This window comes from Klenkia marina (genome assembly GCF_900101025.1).
GTDB lineage: Bacteria > Actinomycetota > Actinomycetes > Mycobacteriales > Geodermatophilaceae > Klenkia > Klenkia marina.
Genome location: NZ_FMUH01000002.1, coordinates 798,915 through 822,589 on the forward strand (window position 1 = coordinate 798,915; position 23,675 = coordinate 822,589).

At 73.9% G+C, this 23,675-nt stretch carries 28 protein-coding genes; 23 read left to right on the top strand and 5 right to left on the bottom strand.

Annotated features, from left to right (window positions below; genetic code table 11):
• Positions 1-93 precede the first annotated feature (93 nt).
• The 11 genes from secY to truA all read left to right on the top strand — a co-directional run bounded on the left by secY (position 94) and on the right by truA (position 7,907).
• Positions 94-1,404, top strand: a complete 1,311-nt coding sequence (gene secY, locus BLP29_RS09105) for a preprotein translocase subunit SecY (protein ID WP_092802635.1) — start codon at positions 94-96, stop codon at positions 1,402-1,404.
• Positions 1,404-2,000 carry an adenylate kinase gene (locus tag BLP29_RS09110; RefSeq protein WP_092802638.1) on the top strand — a complete coding sequence of 199 codons (597 nt, stop codon included), beginning with the start codon at positions 1,404-1,406 and terminating at the stop codon, positions 1,998-2,000. The genes secY and BLP29_RS09110 overlap by 1 nt, the downstream gene beginning before the upstream one ends.
• A 30-nt stretch (positions 2,001-2,030) precedes the next feature.
• Entirely contained in the window at positions 2,031-2,888 is an 858-nt protein-coding gene (gene map / locus BLP29_RS09115) for a type I methionyl aminopeptidase (protein WP_243469810.1), read from the top strand.
• A gap of 214 nt (positions 2,889-3,102) precedes the next feature.
• Positions 3,103-3,324: a translation initiation factor IF-1 gene (gene infA / locus BLP29_RS09120; RefSeq protein ID WP_012950459.1), complete on the top strand. Its 222-nt coding sequence runs from the start codon at positions 3,103-3,105 to the stop codon at positions 3,322-3,324.
• A gap of 68 nt (positions 3,325-3,392) precedes the next feature.
• Positions 3,393-3,506, top strand: a complete 114-nt coding sequence (gene rpmJ / locus BLP29_RS09125) for a 50S ribosomal protein L36 (RefSeq protein WP_012950458.1) — start codon at positions 3,393-3,395, stop codon at positions 3,504-3,506.
• A gap of 14 nt (positions 3,507-3,520) precedes the next feature.
• Entirely contained in the window at positions 3,521-3,895 is a 375-nt protein-coding gene (gene rpsM, locus BLP29_RS09130) for a 30S ribosomal protein S13 (RefSeq protein WP_091061434.1), read from the top strand.
• Between the two features lie 107 nt (positions 3,896-4,002).
• A complete protein-coding gene (gene rpsK / locus BLP29_RS09135) occupies positions 4,003-4,407 on the top strand; it encodes a 30S ribosomal protein S11 (protein WP_055764664.1) in 405 nt (134 codons plus the stop codon).
• A 48-nt stretch (positions 4,408-4,455) separates the two neighbouring features.
• A complete protein-coding gene (gene rpsD / locus BLP29_RS09140; protein ID WP_092802644.1) occupies positions 4,456-5,082 on the top strand; it encodes a 30S ribosomal protein S4 in 627 nt (208 codons plus the stop codon).
• 103 nt (positions 5,083-5,185) lie between these two features.
• A complete protein-coding gene (locus tag BLP29_RS09145) occupies positions 5,186-6,250 on the top strand; it encodes a DNA-directed RNA polymerase subunit alpha (RefSeq protein ID WP_092802647.1) in 1,065 nt (354 codons plus the stop codon).
• Positions 6,251-6,378: 128 nt separating this feature from the next.
• The gene (gene rplQ / locus BLP29_RS22005) at positions 6,379-7,050 is read left to right on the top strand and encodes a 50S ribosomal protein L17 (protein ID WP_092802650.1); all 672 of its coding nucleotides are present in this window, start codon (positions 6,379-6,381) and stop codon (positions 7,048-7,050) included.
• An 8-nt stretch (positions 7,051-7,058) separates the two neighbouring features.
• Positions 7,059-7,907: a tRNA pseudouridine(38-40) synthase TruA gene (truA, locus tag BLP29_RS09155; RefSeq protein WP_092802653.1), complete on the top strand. Its 849-nt coding sequence runs from the start codon at positions 7,059-7,061 to the stop codon at positions 7,905-7,907.
• A gap of 53 nt (positions 7,908-7,960) precedes the next feature.
• Here the strand turns inward: truA and BLP29_RS09160 are convergent, their stop codons facing one another.
• Together BLP29_RS09160 and mobA are read right to left on the bottom strand one after the other, a co-directional pair.
• Positions 7,961-8,626, bottom strand: coding sequence for an SDR family oxidoreductase (locus BLP29_RS09160; protein WP_092802656.1), 666 nt, complete (start codon positions 8,624-8,626; stop codon positions 7,961-7,963).
• 9 nt (positions 8,627-8,635) lie between these two features.
• Positions 8,636-9,259, bottom strand: coding sequence for a molybdenum cofactor guanylyltransferase (gene mobA / locus BLP29_RS09165; protein WP_243469811.1), 624 nt, complete (start codon positions 9,257-9,259; stop codon positions 8,636-8,638).
• A 68-nt stretch (positions 9,260-9,327) separates the two neighbouring features.
• On the opposite strand from mobA, the gene fdhD reads away from it, so the two are divergent.
• Positions 9,328-10,200 (top strand): formate dehydrogenase accessory sulfurtransferase FdhD, encoded by an 873-nt coding sequence (gene fdhD, locus BLP29_RS09170; RefSeq protein WP_092803259.1) that lies wholly within the window; start codon positions 9,328-9,330, stop codon positions 10,198-10,200.
• Here fdhD and BLP29_RS09175 read toward each other — a convergent pair.
• The 3 genes from BLP29_RS09175 to moeA are packed head-to-tail and all read right to left on the bottom strand — an operon-like array spanning position 10,126 to position 12,319.
• Positions 10,126-10,629, bottom strand: coding sequence for a MogA/MoaB family molybdenum cofactor biosynthesis protein (locus tag BLP29_RS09175; protein ID WP_092802659.1), 504 nt, complete (start codon positions 10,627-10,629; stop codon positions 10,126-10,128). The two genes, fdhD and BLP29_RS09175, sit on opposite strands and share 75 nt — an antisense overlap.
• A complete protein-coding gene (gene moaC / locus BLP29_RS09180) occupies positions 10,626-11,090 on the bottom strand; it encodes a cyclic pyranopterin monophosphate synthase MoaC (RefSeq protein WP_207798387.1) in 465 nt (154 codons plus the stop codon). Before moaC ends, BLP29_RS09175 begins: the two co-directional genes overlap by 4 nt.
• The gene (moeA, locus tag BLP29_RS09185; RefSeq protein WP_243469812.1) at positions 11,087-12,319 is read right to left on the bottom strand and encodes a molybdopterin molybdotransferase MoeA; all 1,233 of its coding nucleotides are present in this window, start codon (positions 12,317-12,319) and stop codon (positions 11,087-11,089) included. Before moeA ends, moaC begins: the two co-directional genes overlap by 4 nt.
• Before the next feature lie 109 nt (positions 12,320-12,428).
• Between moeA and BLP29_RS09190 the strand changes: the two genes are divergently transcribed.
• From BLP29_RS09190 to tsaE, 11 genes are all read left to right on the top strand, one after another.
• Positions 12,429-12,914, top strand: a complete 486-nt coding sequence (locus BLP29_RS09190; protein ID WP_092802665.1) for a beta-class carbonic anhydrase — start codon at positions 12,429-12,431, stop codon at positions 12,912-12,914.
• 16 nt (positions 12,915-12,930) lie between these two features.
• Complete coding sequence (locus tag BLP29_RS09195) at positions 12,931-14,199, top strand: DUF7373 family lipoprotein (protein ID WP_133379092.1); 1,269 nt, start codon at positions 12,931-12,933, stop codon at positions 14,197-14,199.
• 136 nt (positions 14,200-14,335) lie between these two features.
• A complete protein-coding gene (gene rplM / locus BLP29_RS09200) occupies positions 14,336-14,779 on the top strand; it encodes a 50S ribosomal protein L13 (RefSeq protein WP_092802671.1) in 444 nt (147 codons plus the stop codon).
• The gene (gene rpsI / locus BLP29_RS09205; RefSeq protein ID WP_481268990.1) at positions 14,776-15,207 is read left to right on the top strand and encodes a 30S ribosomal protein S9; all 432 of its coding nucleotides are present in this window, start codon (positions 14,776-14,778) and stop codon (positions 15,205-15,207) included. The genes rplM and rpsI overlap by 4 nt, the downstream gene beginning before the upstream one ends.
• An 11-nt stretch (positions 15,208-15,218) precedes the next feature.
• Positions 15,219-16,562, top strand: a complete 1,344-nt coding sequence (gene glmM / locus BLP29_RS09210; protein WP_092802674.1) for a phosphoglucosamine mutase — start codon at positions 15,219-15,221, stop codon at positions 16,560-16,562.
• A gap of 85 nt (positions 16,563-16,647) precedes the next feature.
• On the top strand, positions 16,648-18,510 hold the full coding sequence (glmS, locus tag BLP29_RS09215; RefSeq protein WP_092802677.1) for a glutamine--fructose-6-phosphate transaminase (isomerizing): 1,863 nt from the start codon (positions 16,648-16,650) through the stop codon (positions 18,508-18,510).
• Complete coding sequence (locus BLP29_RS09220) at positions 18,507-18,881, top strand: holo-ACP synthase (RefSeq protein ID WP_092802681.1); 375 nt, start codon at positions 18,507-18,509, stop codon at positions 18,879-18,881. The genes glmS and BLP29_RS09220 overlap by 4 nt, the downstream gene beginning before the upstream one ends.
• A complete protein-coding gene (locus tag BLP29_RS09225) occupies positions 18,878-20,323 on the top strand; it encodes an NAD(P)H-hydrate dehydratase (RefSeq protein ID WP_092802684.1) in 1,446 nt (481 codons plus the stop codon). The genes BLP29_RS09220 and BLP29_RS09225 overlap by 4 nt, the downstream gene beginning before the upstream one ends.
• Positions 20,320-21,489 (top strand): alanine racemase, encoded by a 1,170-nt coding sequence (alr, locus tag BLP29_RS09230; protein ID WP_092802686.1) that lies wholly within the window; start codon positions 20,320-20,322, stop codon positions 21,487-21,489. The genes BLP29_RS09225 and alr overlap by 4 nt, the downstream gene beginning before the upstream one ends.
• Complete coding sequence (locus BLP29_RS09235; protein ID WP_092802687.1) at positions 21,486-22,733, top strand: alpha/beta fold hydrolase; 1,248 nt, start codon at positions 21,486-21,488, stop codon at positions 22,731-22,733. The genes alr and BLP29_RS09235 overlap by 4 nt, the downstream gene beginning before the upstream one ends.
• A complete protein-coding gene (gene tsaE, locus BLP29_RS09240; RefSeq protein ID WP_092802688.1) occupies positions 22,730-23,668 on the top strand; it encodes a tRNA (adenosine(37)-N6)-threonylcarbamoyltransferase complex ATPase subunit type 1 TsaE in 939 nt (312 codons plus the stop codon). Before BLP29_RS09235 ends, tsaE begins: the two co-directional genes overlap by 4 nt.
• Positions 23,669-23,675 lie beyond the last annotated feature (7 nt).

A 23,675-nucleotide genomic window follows, 5' to 3' on the forward strand; every position in this document is an offset into this window, starting at 1 on the left:
ACCGGCTACTCTGCGCCGGGCCCGTTGCGAGTTCGTGCGCGGCGCTTGGCAGAGTGGCCCCACACACTCGCACGACCGATTCGGGGAGGGCACGTGCTGCAGGCGTTCGCCGCGGCGTTCCGGACGCCAGACCTCCGGCGCAAGCTGTTGTTCTCCCTGGCGATCATCGCCGTGTACCGGCTGGGCGCCAGCGTCCCCGGTCCGGGGGTCTCCATCGAGGCCATCAACAGCTGTCTCGACCAGGCGCAGGCCTCCGACCAGCGCGACGTCTACTCGCTGGTCAACCTGTTCTCCGGCGGCGCACTGCTCCGCCTGTCGATCTTCGCGCTCGGGATCATGCCGTACATCACGGCGAGCATCATCGTGCAGCTGCTGGTCGTGGTCATCCCGCGCTTCGAGCAGCTGAAGAAGGAAGGGCAGTCGGGCCAGCAGAAGCTGACCCAGTACACCCGCTACCTGACGATCGCACTGGCGGTGCTGCAGAGCACCGGCATCATCGCGCTGGCCCGCAGCGGTCAGCTGTTCCCGAACTGCCAGCAGGAGCTCATCCCGTCGGACTCGATCTGGACGACGGTCGTGCTGGTCATCGCCCTGACCGCCGGCACCGCGATGATCATGTGGCTGGGCGAGCTGCTGACCGAGAAGGGCATCGGCAACGGCATGTCCGTGCTGATCTTCACCTCGATCGCCGCACGCATCCCGGCCGAGGGCGGCTCGATCCTGCAGACCCGCGGTGGCCTGGTGTTCGGCCTGGTCTGCGTCCTGGCCCTCGTCGTCATCGCCTCGGTGGTCTACGTCGAGCAGGCCCAGCGTCGCATCCCGGTGCAGTACGCCAAGCGCATGGTCGGTCGGCGCATGTACGGCGGCACGTCGACCTACCTGCCGCTGAAGGTCAACCAGGCCGGTGTCATCCCGGTGATCTTCGCGTCCTCCCTGCTCTACCTGCCCCAGCTGATCAGCCAGCTGCAGGGCGACTCGGCAGGGTCGGTCCGGCAGTTCTTCGAGAAGTACGTCATCAACCAGTCCAGCCCCGTGCACATCGCCATCTACTTCGGGCTGATCGTGTTCTTCACGTACTTCTACGTGTCGATCACGTTCAACCCCGAGGAGCGGGCCGACGACATGAAGCGGTACGGCGGGTTCATCCCCGGCATCCGCCCGGGCCGGCCGACGGCCGAGTACCTGCAGTACGTGCTCTCGCGCATCACGCTGCCCGGCTCGATCTACCTGGGCCTGGTGGCCGTGCTGCCCAACCTGTTCCTCTCCATCACGCAAGAGGGGCAGAACCAGAACTTCCCGTTCGGCGGGACCGCGGTGCTGATCATGGTGGGAGTGGGGTTGGAGACGGTGAAGCAGATCGAGACGCAGCTCAACCAGCGCAACTACGAAGGGTTCCTGAAGTAGTGCGCGTCGTCCTCCTGGGGCCGCCCGGCGCGGGCAAGGGCACCCAGGCGCAGATCATCGCCGGCCGGCTCGGCGTCCCGGCGATCTCCACCGGTGACATCTTCCGGGCCAACGTCAGCGGCGGCACCGACCTCGGCAAGCAGGCGAAGACCTACATGGACGCCGGCGACCTCGTCCCCGACGAGATCACCGTGGCCATGGTCAGCGACCGCCTGGCCGAGCCCGACGCCGAGGCCGGTTTCCTGCTGGACGGCTTCCCGCGCACCATCGCGCAGGCCGAGCAGCTGCGGGCCTCGCTCGACGAGCTCGGTCAGCGGCTCACGTGCGTGCTGGAGCTGGTCGTCGACGAGGAGGAGCTCGTGCGCCGGTTGTCCGGTCGCGTGGTCATCGTCGACGGCAAGCCGGTGCAGCGCGACGACGACAAGCCCGAGACGGTGCGGCACCGGCTCGAGGTCTACCACGCCCAGACCGAGCCGCTCTCGGCCTGGTACGCCGAGGAGGGCCTGCTGGCCCGCATCGACGCGATCGGCGGGATCGACGAGGTCACCGGGCGTGCGCTCGAGGCGCTCGCCCAGGCCGACGACGACCAGGGCTGAGCCGGTGCACCCGCGTCGGCGAGCTGCCCGATGAGCTCGGGCCTGCTGGCGCGGGTGCCCCTGCTGGCCCGATGGAGTGGACGCATGATCCAGGTCAAGACCGCGCACGAGATCGAGCTGATGCGGGCCGCCGGGCTCGTCGTGGCGGGGGCGTTGGCCGCGGTCCGCGCCGAGATCCGGCCCGGGGTGACCACCGGTGAGCTCGACGCCGTGGCGGAGGACCACATCCGCACGGCCGGGGCGATCCCGTCGTTCCTCGGGTACCACGGGTTCACCGGCAGCATCTGCGCCTCGATCAACGACGAGGTCGTGCACGGCATCCCGGTGGCCGGCCGCACGCTGGCCGCGGGGGACAACGTCTCCATCGACTGCGGGGCCATCCTGCAGGGCTGGCACGGCGACAGCGCGTTCACCACCACGGTGGGGGAGCCCTCCGCCGAGGACGCCGCCCTGCTGGCGGTCACCGAGCGCTCGATGTGGGCAGGTCTGGCCCGGGCGCTGGTGGGTGGCCGGTTGACCGACATCAGCCACGCGGTCGAGCAGGCCGTGCGTGCCGAGTCGCACCCCTACGGGATCGTCGACCACTACGGCGGGCACGGCATCGGCACCGAGATGCACCAGGACCCGCACGTGCTGAACCTGGGCCGCCCCGGCCGCGGTCCCAAGCTGGTCCAGGGCATGGCCCTGGCGATCGAACCCATGATCACCGTGGGGTCGCCCGACACCGTCGAGCTCGAGGACGGCTGGACCGTGGTCACCGAGGACGGCTCCCGCGCAGCGCACTTCGAGCACACCGTCGCCCTCACACCGGAGGGTCCGTGGGTGCTCACCGCGGAGGACGGCGGCGTGGCCGGGCTGGCACCGTTCGGAGTGACGCCCCGCACCTGACCCTCCCGGGGTTGGAGCAGGTGGGGCGGGCGGGGTACAGTTGCCGCTGGCGTTCGCGCCGTCCGTCGTCGTGCTGTGGCCGCACTCCGCCGGACGCCCTCTGCGAGTACGCCCGCACCAGACACCCAGCACGACCACCCGCGCCCCGTGCGGTGCAGGTGGAAGTCGATCCGGCACGCGCCGGGGCGAACCAGATCGGGAGGCAGCGCAGGGAATGGCTAAGAAGGACGGGGCCATCGAGGTCGAGGGTCGAGTCGTCGAGCCGCTCCCCAACGCGATGTTCCGGGTCGAGCTCCAGAACGGGCACCGGGTGCTCGCGCACATCAGCGGCAAGATGCGGCAGCACTACATCCGCATCCTGCCCGAGGACCGCGTGGTCGTGGAGCTCTCGCCCTACGACCTGACCCGCGGTCGGATCGTCTACCGCTACAAGTGACCCGTCGCGGGTCCGGCCACGACAGCCGGGTCCGTGACCACGAACTACAAGGAATGAGGGCGGCACCGGTGAAGGTCCAGCCGTCGGTGAAGAAGATCTGCGACAAGTGCAAGGTGATCCGCCGGCACGGCCGGGTCATGGTCATCTGCGACAACGCCCGGCACAAGCAGCGCCAGGGCTGAGGGAGTAACAGGACATGGCACGACTGGCCGGCGTCGATCTGCCCCGCGAGAAGCGGATGGAGATCGCGCTCACCTACATCTACGGGATCGGCCCGACCTCGGCGAAGGCCACCCTGGCCGCCACCGGCGTCAGCCCGGACCTCCGCGCCAAGGACCTCTCCGACGAGGACCTGCTGAAGCTGCGCGACTACATCGACGAGCACTTCCGCGTCGAGGGTGACCTCCGCCGCGAGGTGGCCGCCGACATCCGCCGCAAGGTCGAGATCGGCTGCTACCAGGGCCTGCGTCACCGCCGTGGCCTGCCCGTCCGCGGGCAGCGCACCAAGACCAACGCGCGCTCCAGCAAGGGCCCGCGCAAGACCATCGCCGGCAAGAAGAAGGCCCGCTGACCCAGCGGTAGCCCTCACCGGCACCCCACCCCGGCCGTTGCGCCCCCGCAGAGGGGGCGGCCGTGGGTTCCTCGAGCTCCACCAGGCCACGAACAGAGAAGAGAGTCATGCCTCCCAGGGCACGCGCGGCTGGCGCCAAGAAGGTGCGCCGCAAGGAGAAGAAGAACGTCGCCCACGGCGCGGCGCACATCAAGAGCACCTTCAACAACACGATCGTGTCGATCACCGACCCCACGGGCAACGTGATCAGCTGGGCCTCGGCCGGCCACGTCGGGTTCAAGGGCTCCCGCAAGTCCACGCCGTTCGCGGCGCAGATGGCTGCCGAGAACGCCGCGCGCAAGGCGCAGGAGCACGGCATGCGGAAGGTCGACGTCTTCGTGAAGGGTCCCGGCTCCGGCCGCGAGACCGCCATCCGCTCCCTCCAGGCCACGGGCCTCGAGGTCGGGCAGATCTCCGACGTCACCCCCCAGCCGCACAACGGCTGCCGCCCCAAGAAGCGCCGCCGGGTCTGACCCCCGCGCCTTCTGACTCCACTTCTTAGAAACCCAGGGAGACCCGACGTGGCCCGTTACACCGGAGCCGACTGCCGCCTGTGCCGGCGCGAGAAGATGAAGCTGTTCCTCAAGGGCAGCAAGTGCGAGTCCGCCAAGTGCCCGATCGAGATCCGTCCCTACCCCCCGGGTGAGCACGGTCGCGGTCGCACCAAGGACAGCGAGTACCTCCTGCAGCTGCGCGAGAAGCAGAAGGCCCGTCGTATCTACGGCGTGCTGGAGAAGCAGTTCCGCGGCTACTACCAGGAAGCCAACAAGAAGTCCGGCAAGACCGGTGAGGTCCTGCTGCAGATCCTCGAGACGCGGCTGGACAACGTGGTCTACCGGGCCGGCTTCGCCAAGTCCCGCGACATGTCGCGCCAGCTGGTGCGCCACGGCCACATCAAGGTGAACGGCCGCAAGGTCGACATCCCCTCGTACCGCGTGTCGGCCAACGACATCGTCGAGGTGGCCGCCAAGTCCGTCGAGATGGTGCCCTTCCAGGTCGCCCAGGCCGAGGCCGGCTCCCGGCCCGTGCCGGCGTGGCTCGAGGTCATCTCCAGCCAGCTCAAGGTGCTCGTGCACTCCATCCCGGCCCGGCAGGTCATCGACACGCCGGTCCAGGAGCAGCTGATCGTCGAGCTCTACTCGAAGTGATGCACCTGTAGGACGGTGGGGCGGGCGGACAGAGCCCGCCCCACCGGCACGTCTCCCTCACGGCGTCATATGGCGGTCGCCGGAGGACCAGAAGGAGAACGACATGCTCATCGCACAGCGCCCCACCCTCACCGAGGAGACGATCGACGCCTCGCGTTCGCGGTTCGTCATCGAGCCGCTGGAGCCCGGCTTCGGTTACACCCTCGGCAACTCCCTGCGCCGCACCCTGCTGTCCTCGATCCCCGGCGCTGCTGTCACCAGCATCCGCATCGAGGGCACCCTGCACGAGTTCACCACCGTGCCGGGCGTCAAGGAGGACGTCACGGAGCTGATCCTGAACCTCAAGGGTCTGGTCGTCAGCTCCGACTCCGACGAGCCGGTCACCATGTACCTGCGCAAGCAGGGCCCCGGCGAGGTCACCGCCGCCGACATCGCGCCCCCGGCCGGTGTCGAGGTGCACAACCCCGACCTGCACATCGCGACGCTGAACGCGAAGGGCCGGCTCGAGATCGAGCTGGTCGTCGAGCGCGGCCGCGGCTACGTGCCGGCCACCCAGAACAAGCAGCCGGGCCAGGAGATCGGGCGGATCCCCGTCGACTCCATCTACTCCCCGGTGCTCAAGGTGACCTACGCCGTCGAGGCCACCCGCGTCGAGCAGCGCACCGACTTCGACCGCCTCGTGGTCGACGTCGAGACCAAGCCCTCCATCGAGCCCCGCGACGCCATCGCGTCGGCCGGCTCGACCCTGGTGGAGCTGTTCGGCCTGCTGCGCGAGCTGAACGTCGACGCCGAGGGCATCGAGGTCGGGCCCAGCCCGGCCGAGGCCGCCGACATCGCGAACTTCTCGATGCCGATCGAGGACATGGACCTCACCGTCCGGTCCTACAACTGCCTCAAGCGCGAGGGCGTGCACACCGTCGGTGAGCTCGTGACCCGCTCCGAGGCCGACCTCCTGGACATCCGCAACTTCGGTGCGAAGTCCATCGACGAGGTCAAGCTGAAGCTCGCTGCCATGGGTCTGGCGCTCAAGGACAGCCCGCCCGGGTTCGTCCCCACCTCGGTGGAGAGCTACGACGAGACCTACGACGACAGCTACCCCGGTGAGGCCCAGTACGCCGACGGCCAGGGCTACGCCGAGGGCGACTTCCGCGAGACCGAGCAGCTCTGACAGACGGACCTCGTCGCCCGCACGGGCGGCGAGGTCCCGCCGGTCCCGGCACCGCCGCGACCGGAGTTCCACCCATCAGTGAAAGCGCGGCCTGCACGGATGCTCCGGCGGCCTGAGGAAGGATCGACATGCCTACTCCCACCAAGGGCCCCCGCCTCGGCGGTTCGCCGTCGCACGAGCGGCTGATGCTGGCGAACCTCGCCACCTCGCTGTTCGAGCACGGCCGGATCACCACGACCGAGACCAAGGCGAAGCGGCTGCGCCCGGTCGCCGAGAAGCTCATCACCATGGCCAAGCGCGGCGACCTGCACGCCCGCCGCCAGGTCATGACCACGATCCGCGACAAGAACGTGGTGCACCACCTCTTCGCCGAGATCGGCCCCCGCTACGAGAACCGCCCCGGCGGCTACACGCGGATCACCAAGGTCGGTCCCCGCAAGGGTGACAACGCACCCATGGCCGTCATCGAGCTCGTCGACGCGCTGACCGTGGCCCAGCAGGCCGTCGGCGAGGCCGAGCGCGCCCGCGGCACGACGTTCGCCGCCGGTTCCGGCTCGGCCGCTGCGGCCGGCGAGGTCGGCGCCACGACCAAGGCCGTCACGCCGGACGACGAGGTGCAGGACGAGAACGTCACCGAGGAGCAGCCGACCGCCGAGAACGGCGTCGTCGTCGAGGCCGACGGCGTCTCGCCCGAGGTGGCCGACGCCGCTGCCGCCGAGGTGAACGCCGCCGAGACCGGTGACGCCGCCAGCGCCGGCGTCGACGCCCCCGGCGGGGAGTCGCAGCCCGACCCGAAGTAGTCGCCTCCGTGACACCCAGCTCCGTCGACGAGCCCGCCACCGATACCGGTGGCGGGCTCGTCCGCGTCCGGCTGGGCATCGCCTACGACGGCACCGACCTGCACGGCTGGGCGCGCCAACCCTCCCAGCGCACCGTGCAGGGCGACCTGGAGCTGGCGCTGGCGACCGTGCTGCGCCACGACGTCGACCTCACCGTGGCGGGGCGCACCGACGCCGGGGTGCACGCGACCGGTCAGGTGGCCCACCTCGACCTCCCGGCAGCCCTGTGGGCCCAGCACGAGGCGAAGCTGCTGCGACGACTGCGGGGCGTGCTGCCCGGCGACGTCGCGGTGACCTCCGCTGCCCTCGCGCCGGCCGGGTTCGACGCACGGTTCGCCGCCCTGGCCCGGCACTACGCCTACCGGTTGACCGACGCCGTGGCCGGCCCGCCGCCGCTGCGCCGCCTGGACACCGTCGGGTGGCCCCGGACCCTGGACGTCCCCGCGATGCGGGTGGCCGCGGCCCTGCTGCTGGGCCAGCACGACTTCGCCGCCTTCTGCCGGCGACGCGAGGGGGCCACCACCATCCGGGTGCTGCAGGCCCTGGACGTGGTCCTTGACGGAGACCTGGTGACCGTGTCGGCGTCGGCCGACGCGTTCTGCCACTCGATGGTGCGCAGTCTGGTGGGCGCCCTGCTCGCGGTCGGCGAGGGCCGGCGTCCCCCGGACTGGCCGGCCGCGCTGCTCGCCCGCACCAGCCGCGCCGACGAGGTGCCCGTCGCCCCGGCCGGCGGCCTCACGCTCCTGGCGGTCGACTACCCGCCCGACGACCAGCTGGCCGCCCGCACCGAGGTCACCCGGGCCCGCCGCGACGCCTGAAGCCGGGGCCGACGCACGCGCGCACGTCGCGACGAACGGACGGCGCGGGCCGGTCAGCCGACCGCGGCGACCGCCTCGCGCACCGGGGTGTCCCCGCCGGTCAGTTCGAGCACCGACCCGGGGTGCGGGTCGTCGAGCAGCGCCACCAGCACGGCGGCGACGTCGTCCCGGCTGATCTCGCCGCGCTCGACGGAGGCGGCCAGGCGCACGGTGCCCGTGCCCGGGTCGTCGGTGAGGGAGACCGGCCGCAGGACGGTGGTGTCCAGGCCCGGCCGGGGCAGCACGTCCTGCTCGGCGGCGAGCTTCGCGCGCAGGTAGGCGACGAACACCTCGTCGACGCCCTCGGGCGTCGCGCCGTCGGCGACCGCGTCGACGCCGTAGGAGGACAGCAGGACGTACCGGCGGACCCCGGCTGCCTCGGCCGCGTCGGCGAGGAGGACGGCCGCGCCGCGGTCGACGGAGTCCTTGCGGGCGATGCCGCTGCCGGGACCGCCGCCGGCGGCGAACACCACGGCGTCGGCGCCGCGGACGACGTCTGCGACCTGCTGGACCGACGCCTGCTCGAGGTCCAGCACGGCCGGTGCGCCGCCGTCGTCCTCGACGTCGGCCCGGTGGTCGGGGTTGCGGACGACACCGGTGACGGTGTCCCCGCGGGCGGCGAGCAGGCGAGTGAGGCGGCGGGCGATCTGGCCGTGGGCTCCGGCGACGACGACATGCATGCCGGTCGACTACCCGGTCGGGTGCGGCGGCACTCCCACCGCGGCGCGGGCACGGTCCAGGTCGGCGGGGCTGTCGCAGTCGGTCCACGGGGTGGGCCGACCCTCGGGGACCGGTGGCCGGTGCCGGCGCACCTGCAGGCCGTCCAGCACCGCCCGCAGCGACCTGGGTGCCGGTGCGGCGTCGGCCGGCCCGGCGAGTCGGCGCCGCAGTGCGGCCGTGCGCCAGGCGCCGAGCAGGTACTGGTCGCGGCCGGTGGCGTCGACCACGAGCACGCCGTCGGCCGCGGGGTGGGCCCGCAGGTCGGCGACCAGGTCGGCGACCAGATCGGTGGTCAGGAAGGGCAGGTCGGCGGCCAGCACGACCACCAGGTCGGCGTCCACGGCGTCCAGGCCCGCGCGCAGGGCCGGTACCGGTCCGCCACCGGGCGGGTCCTCCCGCACCACGACCACGTCGCCCGGCACCGGCTGCGGCGGCCCGACGACCACGCGTGGGTGGGCGTCGGGCACCGCGGCCAGCACCGCCGCCAGCATCGACCGACCGCCCACGACCAGCTGCGGCTTCGCCCCGCCGCCCATGCGGGCCGCGCGGCCACCGGCGAGGACGACCGCGGCGCAGCGGAGGGGGGCGGGCACCCCCCGACCGTAGGGCCCCGGCGGGCTGGACCCGGCGACCGCACCGCGCGGTGCGTACCGTCGCCCCCGTGGGACGAGTCACCGCCCGGACGCCGGTGCTGCGCATCCGGGGCGCGCACCGCAGCACCCGACCCGACACCGTGGCCAGCGAGGAACCGCTGGAGATCCGGCTCGACGGCACCCCGCTCGCGGTCACCATGCGGACCCCGGGCCACGACTTCGACCTCGTGCACGGCTTCCTCGCGACCGAGGGCGTCATCACCTCGCGCGAGGACATCGCCGCCCTGCGCTACTGCGACTCGGTCGACGACGAGGGCCGCAACACCTACAACGTGGTCGACGTCGACCTGGCCCCCGGCGTGCCGGTGCCCGACACCGCACTGGACCGGAACTTCTACACCACCAGCTCGTGCGGCGTCTGCGGCAAGGCCAGCATCGACGCCATCCGCACCCGCTCCCGCTTCGACGTCGCCGCCGACGACGTCCGGGTGGAGCTCGCCACCCTGCTCGCCCTGCCCGACCGGTTGCGCGCCGCGCAGGAGGTGTTCGAGAAGACCGGTGGGCTGCACGCCGCCGGGCTGTTCACCGCCGACGGCGACCTGGTCGCCCTGCGCGAGGACGTCGGCCGGCACAACGCGGTCGACAAGGTCGTCGGTGACGCCGTGCGGGCCGGCCGGCTGCCGCTGGCCGGGCACGTGCTCATGGTGAGCGGCCGCACCAGCTTCGAGCTGACCCAGAAGGCCGCCATGGCCGGCGTCCCCGTGCTGGCCGCGGTCTCGGCGCCGAGCTCGCTGGCGGTCGAGCTGGCCGAGTCGAGCGGGGTGACCCTGGTGGGGTTCCTGCGCGGCGACGGCTGCAACGTCTACTCAGGCGCCGGGCGGCTGGTGGTCCCCGCCGCGGAGCTGGCTGACCACGTGGGGGAGCAGCGGGCCCAGCACTGACAGCCCGTCCCGCACGCCGCCCGTCGAGCCCGGCAGGTTCACCACCAGCGTGCGTCCGGCGGTGCCCGCCAGCCCGCGGGACAGCACCGCGGTGGGCACGGTCGGCTGGCCGTACCGGCGGACGGCCTCGGCGATGCCCGGGGCGTCCCGCTCGAGCACGAGGCGGGTGGCCTCGGGGGTGACGTCGGTGGGGGTGAGGCCGGTGCCGCCGGTGGTCAGCACGACGTCGGCCCCGGAGGCGACGGCCGCCCGCAACGCCGCGGCGAGGACCTCGACGTCGTCCGGGTGCACGTGCGGACCCTCGACCTCGAACCCCAGCTCGCGCAGGCCGGCGGCCAGCGCCTGACCGGAGCGGTCCTCGTAGACCCCGGCCGAGGCCCGGTTGGAGGCCGTGACGACGACGGCGCGTGCGCCGGGGGGGAGCGTCACCGGACCCAGTCGCCCTTCTTGCCGCCGGACTTCGCCAGCAGCCTGACGTCGGTGATGCTGGCGCGGGGGTCGACGGCCTTGACCATGTCGATCACGGTCAGGCCGGCGACGGCCACTGAGGTGAGCGCCTCCATCTCCACGCCGGTGCGGTCGGCCGTGCGGGCGGTCGCGGTGATCTCGACGGCCTCGTCGGTGACCTGCAGGTCGACGGTCACCCCGTGCAGCGCGATCGGGTGGCACAGCGGCACCAGGTCGGGGGTGCGCTTGGCCCCGGCGATGCCGGCGATGCGCGCGACGGCGATCGCGTCGCCCTTGGGCACGCCCTCCCCGCGCAGCAGGGCGACCACCTCGGGGGTGACCAGCACCCGCCCGGCGGCGGTGGCCTCGCGGGCGGTGACCTCCTTGGCGGTGACGTCGACCATGCGGGCGGCGCCGGAGGCGTCGAGGTGGGTGAAGCTCACTGCAGGGCTCCTTCGACGAGCAGGACCTCGACCGGGCTGCCGGCGGGCAGCTCGGTGACGCCCTCGGGGACGACGACGAGGCAGGTGGCGCGGGCCAGGTGGGCGAGCAGGTGCGAACCGGGCCCGCCGACCAGCTCGACCTCGCCGTCGGCGAACCGGCCGCGCAGGTACTGCCGGCGGCCGGGGGGCGAGGTGAGCGGACGGGTCAGCCGGGCGGTGGTGCGCAGCCGGTGCGGGTCGGGGATGCCCAGGGCCGCCCGCAGCGCCGGCCGCACGAACACCTCGAACGAGACGAACGAGCTGACCGGGTTGCCGGGCAGGGTGACCACCGGGACGCCGTCCACGGTGCCCGAGCCCTGGGGGCCGCCGGGCTGCATCGCGACCTTGACGAACTCGACGGTGCCCAGGGCGCCGAGGGCGTCCTTGACGACCTCGTAGGCGCCCATGCTGACCCCGCCGCTGGTGATGAGCAGGTCGGCGTCGGCGAGCTCGGCGCGGACGGTGGTGAGGAACTGGTCGACGTCGTCGGGCACGAAGTGCAGCGTGCGGGCCGCGCCGCCGGCGGCGTCGACCGCGGCGGCCAGCACCAGCGAGTTCGACTCGTGGATCTGCCCGGGGCGCAGCGCCTCGCCCGGGGCGACCAGCTCGCTGCCGGTGGACAGCACCAGCACGCGCGGGCGACGGCGCACCAGGACCCGGGCCCGCCCCACCGAGGCGGCGACCCCGAGCTGCGCCGGCCCGAGCACGGTGCCCGCGGTGAGCGCGGTCGCGCCCTGCGCGATGTCCTCCCCGGAGTGCCGCAGGTAGCTGCCGGCCGCGGGGGAGGCGGTGATGGTCACCGTCGTGGTCGACCCGTCGGTGTCCTCCACCGGGACGACGACGTCGGCGCCGTCGGGCACGGGAGCGCCGGTCATGATGCGGTGCACCGTGCCGGGGTCGAGCGGGGGGACGTCGGTGCGACCGGCCGGGACGTCCTCGGCCACGGGCAGCCGCACGGGGCGGTCGGACGTCGCGGCCCCCACCTCCGCCCAGCGGGCGGCGTACCCGTCCATCGCCGAGTTGGTGAACACCGGCAGCGGGACGGCGGCGGTGACGTCCTCGGCCAGCACCCGGCCCACGGCGTCCACCAGCGGCACCTCCTCGGTGCCGGGGGAGCAGTCGGCCAGCAGGGCGCGGACGGCGGCCCGGTGCTCCTCGACCGTGCGGCGGTGGTCGGTGGCGGTGGTCACGTCACCCATCCTGACCGATGCCCGGTTGCGCGGGTCGCGGCGGGCGCGGCTAACTTGCTCCGGTACAGGGCCGCGTGCAGGCGGCGAGGTACGCAGCCGAGGGGTCCACGTGTCCGAGACCGACCGCATGCTGACCGCGAACGCCGAATGGGCGGAGCGTTTCCCGGGGTCGCGCCCGGTCGCCCCGGCGCGGCACGTCGCCGTCGTCGCGTGCATGGACTCCCGCATGCCGCTGTTCCCGCTGCTGGGCCTCGAGGTCGGCGACGCCCACGTGATCCGCAACGCCGGTGGGGTCATCACCGAGGACACCCTCCGCTCGCTGACGATCTCGCAGCACCTGCTCGGCACCCGGGAGACGGTCCTGGTGCACCACACCGACTGCGGCCTGCAGAAGACCGACGACCGGGGGCTGGCCGACCTGGTCCAGGAGGCCACCGGCCACCGGCCGCCGTGGACCGGGCGCACGTTCACCGACGTCGACACCGACGTCCGGGAGTCCCTCGCCGTCGTGCGGACCACCCCCTACCTGGCCTCGCACGAGGTCCGCGGCTTCGTCTACGACGTCGACACCGGGCTGCTCCGCGAGGTCGTGTGAGCCCTAGGCTGTGCCGGTGCTGAGCGCCCGTCGAGCCCGTCCGCCCCGCACCTCCGCGCACGCCCGGGGGGTCGTCGGTGCCGTGGCCGCCGCCGTCCTGCTGGCCGGGTGCACCAGCACGGTCGAGGGCACGGCCAGCCCGGCCCGCACCAGCGGGGCCCCTGACCCGTCGTCGTCCTCGGCGCCGAGCACCTCGGCCGCGCCGACCGGTGACGTCACCCCCGCGCCGCAGATCGGGCCGGGCACCGGGGCGGAGGCCCGGCGGATCGCCGCGGTCACCTCGCTGCCGCAGACCGTGCGGCCCGACCGCACCGGCTCGTGCTTCCCCACCGGCCCGTTCGGCTCGGCCAGCGGCGTCGACGCCCTGTACTTCGGCGACGGCCGCGTCGAGCAGGAGCTCGACCGGTGGGGGTTCGTCGCCGGCTGGGGCACGTGTGGCCAGGACGCGGCGAACAACGGCACGCTCGTGCTGGTCGCCGAGATGTCCGACCCCGACTCCGCGGCCGCCGCGGCCGAGGCGCTGACGGCCATCTCGCTGGACTACGGCAGCGGTGACCAGGAGCCCGTCGACCTGCCCGCCCTCGGGGCCAGCGGTGCGCTGCGCACCGGGGGGTCGGACTCGGCCGGCTCGCCCACCGACACCGTCGACGTCTGGGTGCCCACCGGCCGCATGCTGGTCTACACCTACCTCGACGCCCCGTCGGGCACGGCGCCGGACCTCGTGGTCGCGCAGGTGCAGGACCAGTTGGCGCTCCTGCAGGGCTTCCAGCCCACCCCGCAGGCCCAGGTGCCCGACCTGCCCACCGACCCGCTGGGGCTGGGCCCGTTCGCGCTCACCACCCCGGGTGACCCGACCCGGTTCACCGGGTCCTACGACCTCGAGGGCTACCTGCGGCTGGCCATCGACCCCACGGTCGAGCGCACCCTGCTCACCGGCAACGGGTTCGGCGGCGCCTTCTACCGCACGACCTACGACGAGGACGCGCAGCTGGACTACGCGGTGTCGCTCTACACCTTCCCGACGTCGGCGCAGACCAACGCGGTGTACACCGGGTTCGCCCAGCTCGAGGCCACGGCGTTCGGCGGCACCCCGTTCGTGCTCCCGGCCATCCCCGAGGCGCCCTGCTTCGTGTTCGAGAACGCCCCGGGCAACTTCGCCCAGCGCTGCTACGTCGGCTACGGCAGCTACCTGGCCAGCCTGGACATCCAGAGCCTGGACGCCGCCGACGACTACACCCAGATGAACGCGCTGCTGCCGCAGCAGCGGGACCTCATCGACGGCTGACCGGGACGTCCGGCACGGCTGGTATCGTCGTCGATCGGCGTGCGTGGCCTGGCTGGTGCTCGCACGTGCGCGTTCCGTCCCCCGTGCTCGGTGGGGCGAACCACCAGCCATCCCGACGACGAGGAAGTGGGCCCCCGTGCGCACCTACACCCCCAAGCCCGGTGACATCACCCGGGCCTGGCACGTCATCGACGCCACCGACGTGGTGCTCGGTCGACTGGCCAGCCAGACCGCGCAGCTCCTGCGCGGCAAGCACAAGCCGCAGTTCGCCCCGCACATCGACGCCGGCGACTTCGTCGTCGTCATCAACGCGGGCAAGGTGGCCCTCACCGGCTCCAAGCGCGACGCCAAGACCGCCTACCGCCACTCGGGCTTCCCGGGCGGTCTCACGGCGATCAACGTCGGCGACGAGATCCAGACCCGCCCCGACCGCGTGATCGAGCGGGCCGTCAAGGGGATGCTGCCGCACAACTCCCTGGGCCGGCAGATGCTCTCCAAGCTCAAGGTGTACGCCGGGCCCGAGCACCCGCACGCCGCCCAGCAGCCCCAGACCTTCGAGATCAAGCAGGTGTCCCAGTGACCTCCCCGATGACGGCGCCCCAGACCGTGACCGACGCCGACGGCCGCCCGATCCAGACCGTCGGTCGCCGCAAGGAGGCCATCGTCCGGGTGCGCCTGCTCCCCGGCACCGGTCAGTTCAAGCTCAACGGCCGGACCATCGAGGAATACTTCCCGAACAAGGTCCACCAGCAGCTCATCCGTGAGCCCTTCACCATCCTGGAGAAGGGCGAGCAGTACGACGTCGTCGCCATCCTCGGTGGCGGCGGTGTCTCGGGCCAGGCCGGTGCCCTGCGCCTGGCCATCGCCCGTGCGCTGATCGAGGTCGAGCCCGAGGACCGCCCGGCCCTCAAGCGCGCCGGCTTCCTGACCCGCGACCCGCGCGTCATCGAGCGCAAGAAGTACGGCCTGAAGAAGGCCCGCAAGGCCCCCCAGTACTCCAAGCGCTGACGGGGTCGGCCGTGGGTCGCCTGTTCGGCACCGACGGCGTCCGGGGTCTGGCCAACGCCGACCTCACGCCGGAGCTCGCCCTGGCCGTGGCCCGGGCGGCTGCCGGTGTGCTCGCCGACCGCGACGGGACCTCGCGTCCCGTCGCGGTCGTCGGGCGTGACCCCCGCGCGAGCGGGGAGATGCTGGAGGCCGCGGTCGTCGCCGGCCTCACCAGCGCCGGGGCGCAGGTGCTGCGCGTCGGGGTGCTGCCCACCCCGGCGGTCGCCCACCTCACCGCCGCGCTGGACGCCGACCTGGGCGTCATGCTGTCGGCCAGCCACAACCCGATGCCCGACAACGGCATCAAGCTCTTCTCCCGCGGCGGGCACAAGCTGCCCGACGTGGTCGAGGCCGCCGTCGAGCGGGCGGTCACCGCCGGCACCGGCACCGGCGCGCACCGGCCCACCGGGGCCGGCGTCGGCCGGGTGCTCGACCTCCCGGACGCCGGGGCCCGCTACGTCGACCACCTGCTGGCCGCCGTGCCTGCCCCGCTCGCCGGGGTCACCGTCGTCGTGGACTGCGCGCACGGGGCGGCCAGTGCGCTGGCGCCCGAGGTCTACCGCCGCGCCGGGGCCACCGTGCACGTCATCGGCGCCGAGCCCGACGGCTGGAACATCAACGACGGCGTCGGCTCCACCCACCTGGGGCCGGTGCAGGCCGCCGTCCGCGAGACCGGCGCCGACCTCGGCCTGGCCCACGACGGCGACGCCGACCGCTGCCTGGCCGTCACCGCCGCCGGCGACGTCGTCGACGGCGACGCGATCCTCGCGGTGTGCGCGCTCGCGCTGCACGAGACCGGCGCGCTCACCGGCGACACGGTCGTGGCCACGGTGATGAGCAACCTGGGCTTCCACCACACCATGCGCGAGGCCGGCATCGCCGTGACCACCACGGCCGTCGGCGACCGCTACGTGCTCGAGGCACTGCGCACCGGCGAGCTGTCGCTGGGCGGCGAGCAGAGCGGGCACCTGGTGTTCCTCGACCACGCCACCACCGGCGACGGCCTGCTGACAGGGCTCATGCTGATGGCGCGCATGGCCACCACCGGCTCCTCGTTGGCCGACCTCGCCGGTGTCGTGCGCCGGCTGCCCCAGGTTCTGGTCAACGTGCCGGTCGCCGACCGCATCGCGGTCAGCGAGAGCGACGACGTCGCCCGCGCGGTGAACGCGGTCGAGGAGGAGCTCGGCGAGACCGGCCGGGTGCTGCTGCGCCCCTCGGGCACCGAGCAGCTCGTGCGGGTGATGGTCGAGGCCCCCACGCAGGAGCAGGCCGACACCGTCGCCCACCGGCTGGCCGAGGTCGTCGCGTCGGTCTGAGGGCTCCGCGCAGCTCGCCGCGTAGGGGCACGGCCACCGCCGCGTGCCGACGGGCGCCCCCTCGTCCCCGGTAGCCTCGGTGCCCATGTGCGGCATCGTGGGGTACGTCGGTCCTCAGAACGCGTTGGACGTGGTGCTGGAGGGCCTGCGACGGCTCGAGTACCGCGGCTACGACTCCGCCGGGGTGGCCGTGCTGGCCGACGGGGAACTGGCCTGGGCCAAGAAGGCCGGCAAGGTCGCCAACCTGGAGAAGGAGCTGGCCGAGAAGGCGCTCCCGTCCTCGACGATCGGCATCGGCCACACCCGCTGGGCGACCCACGGCGGGCCGACCGACCGCAACGCGCACCCGCACCTGTCCGCCGACGGGTCCGTGGCGGTCATCCACAACGGCATCATCGAGAACTTCGCCGCGCTGCGCGCCGAGCTCGAGGCCACCGGCGTGGAGTTCGCGTCCGAGACCGACACCGAGGTCGTGGCCCACCTGCTGGCCGCGGTCTACCCGACCCTGCCCGCAGGCGAGGGCCGGTTGGCCGAGGCCATGCGCCAGGTGTCGCGCCGGCTGGAGGGCGCCTTCACCCTCGTGGTCAGCCACGTCGACGAGCCCGACACGCTCGTCGCCTCGCGCCGCAACTCCCCGCTGGTCGCGGGGGTCGGGGACGGCGAGTACTTCCTGGGCTCCGACGTCGCGGCGTTCATCGGGCACACGCGCAACGCCCTCGAGCTGGGCCAGGACCAGGTCGTCGAGATCCACCGCGAGCGCGGCGTCACCGTCACCGACTTCGCCGGCAACCGCGTCGAGCCCACGGCCTACACCGTCGACTGGGAGGCCGAGGCGGCGGGCAAGGCCGGCTACCCCTGGTTCATGCTCAAGGAGATCGACGAGCAGCCGCAGGCCGTCGCCGACACCCTGCTCGGCCGGCTGGGCAACCGGGGCGAGATCGTGCTCGACGAGGTGCGCATCTCCGACGAGGACCTCCGCGGCATCACCAAGATCTTCGTCATCGCCTGCGGCACCGCCTACCACGCCGGCCTCATCGCCAAGTACGCCGTCGAGCACTGGACCCGCATCCCCGTCGAGGTCGAGCTGGCCAGCGAGTTCCGCTACCGCGACCCGGTGCTCGACCGCTCCACACTGGTCATCGTCATCAGTCAGTCCGGCGAGACGATGGACACCCTCATGGCGCTGCGGCACGCCAAGGAGCAGCAGGCCCGCGTGCTGGCCATCTGCAACGCCAACGGCTCGACCATCCCGCGCGAGTCCGACGCCGTCCTCTACACCCGGGCCGGACCCGAGGTGGCCGTCGCCTCGACCAAGGGCTTCCTGACCCAGGTCGTGGCCTGCTACCTGGTCGGGCTGTTCCTGGCCCAGGTGCGCGGCCTGAAGTACGAGGACGAGGTCGCCGCCGTGGTCGCCGAGCTGCGCAAGCTGCCCGACCAGGTGCGCGAGGTGCTCGCGGGCGTGGAGTCCGTGCGCGAGCTGGGCCGGTCGCTGGCCACCGAGTCGACGATCCTGTTCCTGGGCCGGCACGTGGGCTACCCCGTGGCCCTCGAGGGCGCGCTGAAGCTCAAGGAGCTGGCCTACATCCACGCCGAGGGCTTCGCCGCCGGCGAGCTCAAGCACGGCTCGATCGCCCTCATCGGGCAGGGCACGCCGGTCATCGTGGTCGCACCGTCGCCGCACGGGCGGGAGTCGCTGCACGGCAAGGTCGTCTCCAACATCCAGGAGGTCCGGGCCCGCGGGGCGCGCACGATCGTGATCGCCGAGGAGGGCGACGACGAGGTGCTGCCCTACGCCGACCACGTGATCCGCGTGCCGCGCACGCCTACGCTGCTGGCGCCGGTGGTCACCACGGTGCCGCTGCAGATCCTGGCCTGCGAGATCGCCGACACCCGCGGTCTGGACGTCGACATGCCCCGCAACCTGGCCAAGTCCGTCACAGTGGAGTGATCGTCGGGGTCGGCATCGACGTGTGCCCGGTCGAGCGGTTCGCCGCCTCGCTCACCCGCACGCCGGGCCTGCGCGACCGGCTGTTCACCCCGACGGAGCAGGTCACGCCGTCGGGGGCGCCCCGCACCGGTGAGTCGCTGGCCGCCCGGTTCGCGGCCAAGGAGGCGCTCGCCAAGGCCCTGGGTGCACCCGGCGACCTGCACTGGCACGACGCCGAGGTGACCGTCGGCGACCACGGCAGGCCCCTGCTCACCGTCCGCGGCACCGTGGCTGCCCGGGCCGCGCAGCTGGGGGTCACCTCCTGGCACGTGTCGCTGAGCCACGACGGGGGCATCGCCTCGGCCGTGGTGATCGCCGAGAGCGCGTCGTGACCGACCTGCACACCGCCGACCAGGTGCGGGCGGCCGAGGCCGTCGCCCTGGCCCGCACCCCGGAGGGCGCGCTCATGCAGCGCGCGGCGACGGGGCTCGCGACGGTGTGCCTGCGGCTGGCCGGTCGCGCCGTCGGCCTGAGGGTGACGCTGCTGGTGGGGTCCGGTGACAACGGGGGCGATGCGCTGTGGGCCGGGGCGACCCTGGCCCGGCGCGGGGCCGCGGTGACCGGGCTGCTGCTCGACCCCGACCGGGCCCACCCCGCAGGCCTCGCCGCCCTGCGCCGGGCCGGGGCCCGGGTGGTGACCGCAGCCGACGCCGCCGGCCTCGACCGGGCCGACCTCGTGCTCGACGGCATCACGGGGATCGGTGGCCGGGGCGGGCTGCGGCCGGCCGCCGCCGACGCCGTGGGCCGCGCGGTCGCCGGCCCCGGGCTGCTGGTGGCCGTCGACGTGCCCAGCGGCGTCGACGCCGACACCGGCGTCGTCGAGGACGGGGCGTTCCCCGCCCAGCACACCGTGACCTTCGGCGCGGTCAAGCCCGGGCTGGTCGTGGGGGAGGGCCGTGGGCACGCCGGCGTCGTCCACCTGGTCGACCTCGGTCTCGAGCTCGGGCCGCCGGCCGCCCGGCAGCTCACCGACGGCGACGTCGCGGCGCTGCTGCCCGACCCCGGTGCCGGTGACGACAAGTACTCCCAGGGCGTGGTCGGCATCCATGCGGGCTCGGCCACCTACCCCGGTGCCGGCGTGCTGTGCACCGGCGCCGCGCTGCGCACCCGGCCCGGGCTGGTCCGGTACGCCGGCACCGCGGCCGAGGGCGTGCGGGCGGCGTGGCCCGAGGCGATCGTGAGCAGCGGCCGGCCCGCCGACGCCGGCCGGGTGCAGGCCTGGGTGGTCGGGCCCGGCGGGGGCACCGACGACGAGGCCCGCGACGTGCTGGCCGAGGTGCTCGCCCTCGACCTGCCCGTGCTGGTCGACGCCGACGGCCTGACCCTCCTCGCCGACGACCTCGACCTGGTCCGCCACCGGAGCGCCCCCACCGTGCTCACCCCGCACGACCGCGAGTTCACCCGCCTCGGGTTCGACCTCGCCGGTGACCGCATCGGCGCCGCCCGGTCCGCGGCGGCCGACCTGGGGGCCGTGGTGCTGCTCAAGGGCGACGCGACCGTCGTGGCCGGCCCCGACGGGACGACGTTCGTCAACGGCACCGGCACCCCGTGGCTGGCCACCGCCGGCACCGGCGACGTGCTCAGCGGGGTGGTCGGCGCCCTGCTGGCCACCGGGCTGCCGGCCGTTGAGGCAGCTGCCGCCGGGGCGCACCTGCACGGCCGCGCCGGCCAGCTGGCGGCCGCGGGCGGACCGCTGATCGCCTCCGACCTGGTGCGGCACCTGCCCGCCGCCGTGCACCGCGTGCAGGGCGGGCTGGGACACTCGAGGGCGTGACCCAGCCGAACCGGGCCCAGCCGAGCAGTGCCGTGCCGCACCGGGCCGAGGTCGTCGTCGACCTCGACGTGATCGCCGCCAACGCTGCTGCCCTGCGCGAGCGGGTGGGTCGGCCGCTCATGGCCGTGGTCAAGGCCGACGGCTACGGCCACGGCCTGGTCCCCGCCGCCCGGGCCGCCCTGGCCGGGGGCGCCGACGCGCTCGGCGTGACCGTGCTCGAGGAGGCCCTGGCGCTGCGGGCGGCCGGGGTGACCGCACCGGTGCTGTCCTGGCAGCACGTGCCCGGCGCCGACTACGCCGCGGGCATCACCGCCGACGTCGAGCTGTCGGTGAACGCCGACTGGGCACTGGCCGAGGTCGTCGACGCGGCGCGCGCCGCCGGGCGCACCGCCGCCGTGCAGCTGTTCGTCGACACCGGCCTGTCCCGCGAGGGCGCCACGGTCGCCGACTGGCCGGCGCTGGTCGAGGCCGCCGTGCGGGCGCAGGCCGACGGCGACGTCGTCGTCACCGGGCTGTGGAGCCACCTGGCGTACGCCGACGAGCCCACCCACCCGACCATCGGCACCCAGGTCGCGGTGTTCGAGGAGGCCACCGCGCTGGCCCGCGGCGCCGGGCTCACCGAGGCCCGCCGGCACCTGGCGAACTCCGCGGCCACGGTCGCGCTGCCGCACACCTGGTACGACCAGGTGCGGCCCGGTGTCGCCGTCTACGGCCTGGACCCGCTCGGCGGCGACCCGGCCGTGCACGGCCTGCGCCCGGCCATGACGGTGCGGGCCCGGGTCGCGCTGACCAAGCGCGTGCCGGCCGGCACCGGGGTCTCCTACGGCCACACCCACCACACCGCGGCCGCGGCGAACCTGGCACTGGTCCCGGTCGGGTACGCCGACGGCGTGCCCCGTGCGGCGGGCAACCGGGCGCAGGTGCTGGTCGCCGGTGCCCGGCGCACGATCGCCGGCCGGGTCTGCATGGACCAGTTCGTGCTCGACCTCGGCGACGACGAGCTGGCCCCCGGCGACGAGGTGGTGCTGTGGGGCCCCGGCGACGCCGGCGAGCCCACCGCGCAGGACTGGGCCGACGTGCTCGACACCATCCACTACGAGCTGGTCACCCGGGTCGGTGGCCGGTTCACCCGCACCTACCGCGGCAGCGCGGGGGTCGCCCCGTGAAGCCGCCGCAGCCCCGCACGGTGGGGCTGGTCGGCGGCCTGCTCGGTCTGGCGGCCGCCGGCGCCGCCGTCGGCGTGGCCGCCACCCGGGCGGCGTCGTCCCGGGTCCGGGCCGACCGGGTGGGTCCGGTGCCCGGGGACGTACCGCTGCCGCCCGCGGACGCCCCTGAGGTCCCCGAGGCCCCTGGCGGCCGGAGCGGCCGGGCGGGCAAGGGTGGCCGGGGTGGCCGGGCCACCGACGTCACCGATTTGCCGGCCGAGGTGCAGCGGGCCGACGACCCCCTCGGCTCCGGGTCGCGCCCGGCCGACCGCACCTCGCTGGTGCACGCCACCGACGGGGTGCTGCTGCACGTCGAGGAGGTCGGGCCCACGGATGCCCCGCTCACCGTGGTCCTGGTGCACGGCTACACGCTGTCCATGGCGTCGTGGACCTTCCAGCGGCGCGACCTGGGCCGTGCGGTGGCCACCGGCAACGGCCACGCGCCGCAGGCCCGCCTGGTGTTCTACGACCAGCGCGGCCACGGCGCCTCGGCCCGCGGCGACGCCGCGCACTCCACGGTCGACCAGCTGGCCGAGGACCTCGTGTCCGTGCTCGACGCCTGCGTGCCCCGCGGCCCGGTGGTGCTGGTCGGGCACTCGATGGGCGGCATGACGGTGCTGCAGCTGGCCGCCCGCCGTCCCGACCTGTTCGGCGGGCGGGTCGTCGGGGTGGGCCTGGTGTCCACGTCGGCCGGCGGGCTGGAGGACCTCGACCTCGGCCTGCCCGGGGTGCTCACCCGGGTGCGCGCAGCGGTGTTCCCGGTCGCCGGCTTCGTCATGCGGCACCGTCCCACCTTCGCGGAGTGGATCCGCCGCTCGGCCGCCGACGTGGTCAGCTGGGCCACCAGGGCGCTGTCGTTCGCCGGCGATGAGGTCGACCCCCGGCTGGTCGACTACGTCGACGCCATGATCGGGGGCACCCCGGTCGAGGTCATCGCCGAGTTCTACCCGGCCATCGTCGGGCTCGACGCGGAGGCGGCCATCGAACCGCTGGCGCACGTCCCGGTGCTGGTGCTCACCGGCGACGAGGACAAGCTCATCCCGCAGGGGCACAGCGACCGGCTGGTCGCCGAGCTGACCGCCGCCGGTGCGCGCGACGTGCGCTACCGGGTGGTGCCGCACTCGGGGCACCTGGTGCTGCTCGAGCACCCCGACGAGGTGACCGCCGCGATCACCGAGCTGGTCCGCCGGGCGGCCGCCCGATGAGGCGCACGCTCACCACCGTCGAGGACACCCGGGCCCTCGGCGTCGAGCTGGCGGCGCTGCTGCGGGCCGGGGACCTGGTCGTGCTGTCCGGGCCGCTGGGTGCGGGCAAGACGGCCCTGACCCAGGGCATCGGGGCCGGCCTGGGCGTGCGCGGGCCGGTCACGTCGCCGACGTTCGTGCTGGCCCGGGTGCACCGCGGCGGGCGGTTGCCGCTGGTGCACGTCGACGCCTACCGGCTCGGCTCGTTGCTCGACGTCGACGACCTCGACCTCGACGCGACGCTCGAGGAGTCGGTGACCGTCGTGGAGTGGGGGCACGGGCTGGTCGAGCAGCTGGCCGACGAGCACCTGGTGGTCGAGCTGGCCCGCGACGACGACGATGTCCGGACGGCGACGCTGGTGCCGCACGGGCCCTCGTGGACCGCCCGGCTGCGGCCGACCAGGCAGCGCTCCACGGTCCGGGTGCTGCTGGTCGACGACGCCGACCGGGTGCTGCTGTTCCACGACAGCGACGCGGGCCTGGACCCCGTGGTCACCTGGTGGATGACCCCCGGCGGCGGCATCGACGAGGGCGAGGACGACCTGACCGCCGTCGTGCGGGAGCTGGCCGAGGAGACCGGCCTGGACGTCGACCGGGCCGCGGTGCAGGGGCCGATCGCCCGCCGGCGGGTGCGGCACGGGTTCAGCGACGTGGTGGTCGACCAGCGCGATGCGTTCTACGTCGTCCGCGTGCCGGCGTTCGAGGTCTCGGTCGCCGGCCACACCGAGGACGAGCAGCGCACGATCCTGGGCCACCGGTGGTGGACCCGCGCCGAGCTGGCCGGCACCGACGAGACGGTCTACCCGGGGGGCCTGGAGCAGCTGCTGACCCTGGCGGGGGAGCCCGACCGCTGGCCGGTGGAGCTGCCCGACGTCGACGAGTCCACGCTCGCCTGACCGGCCG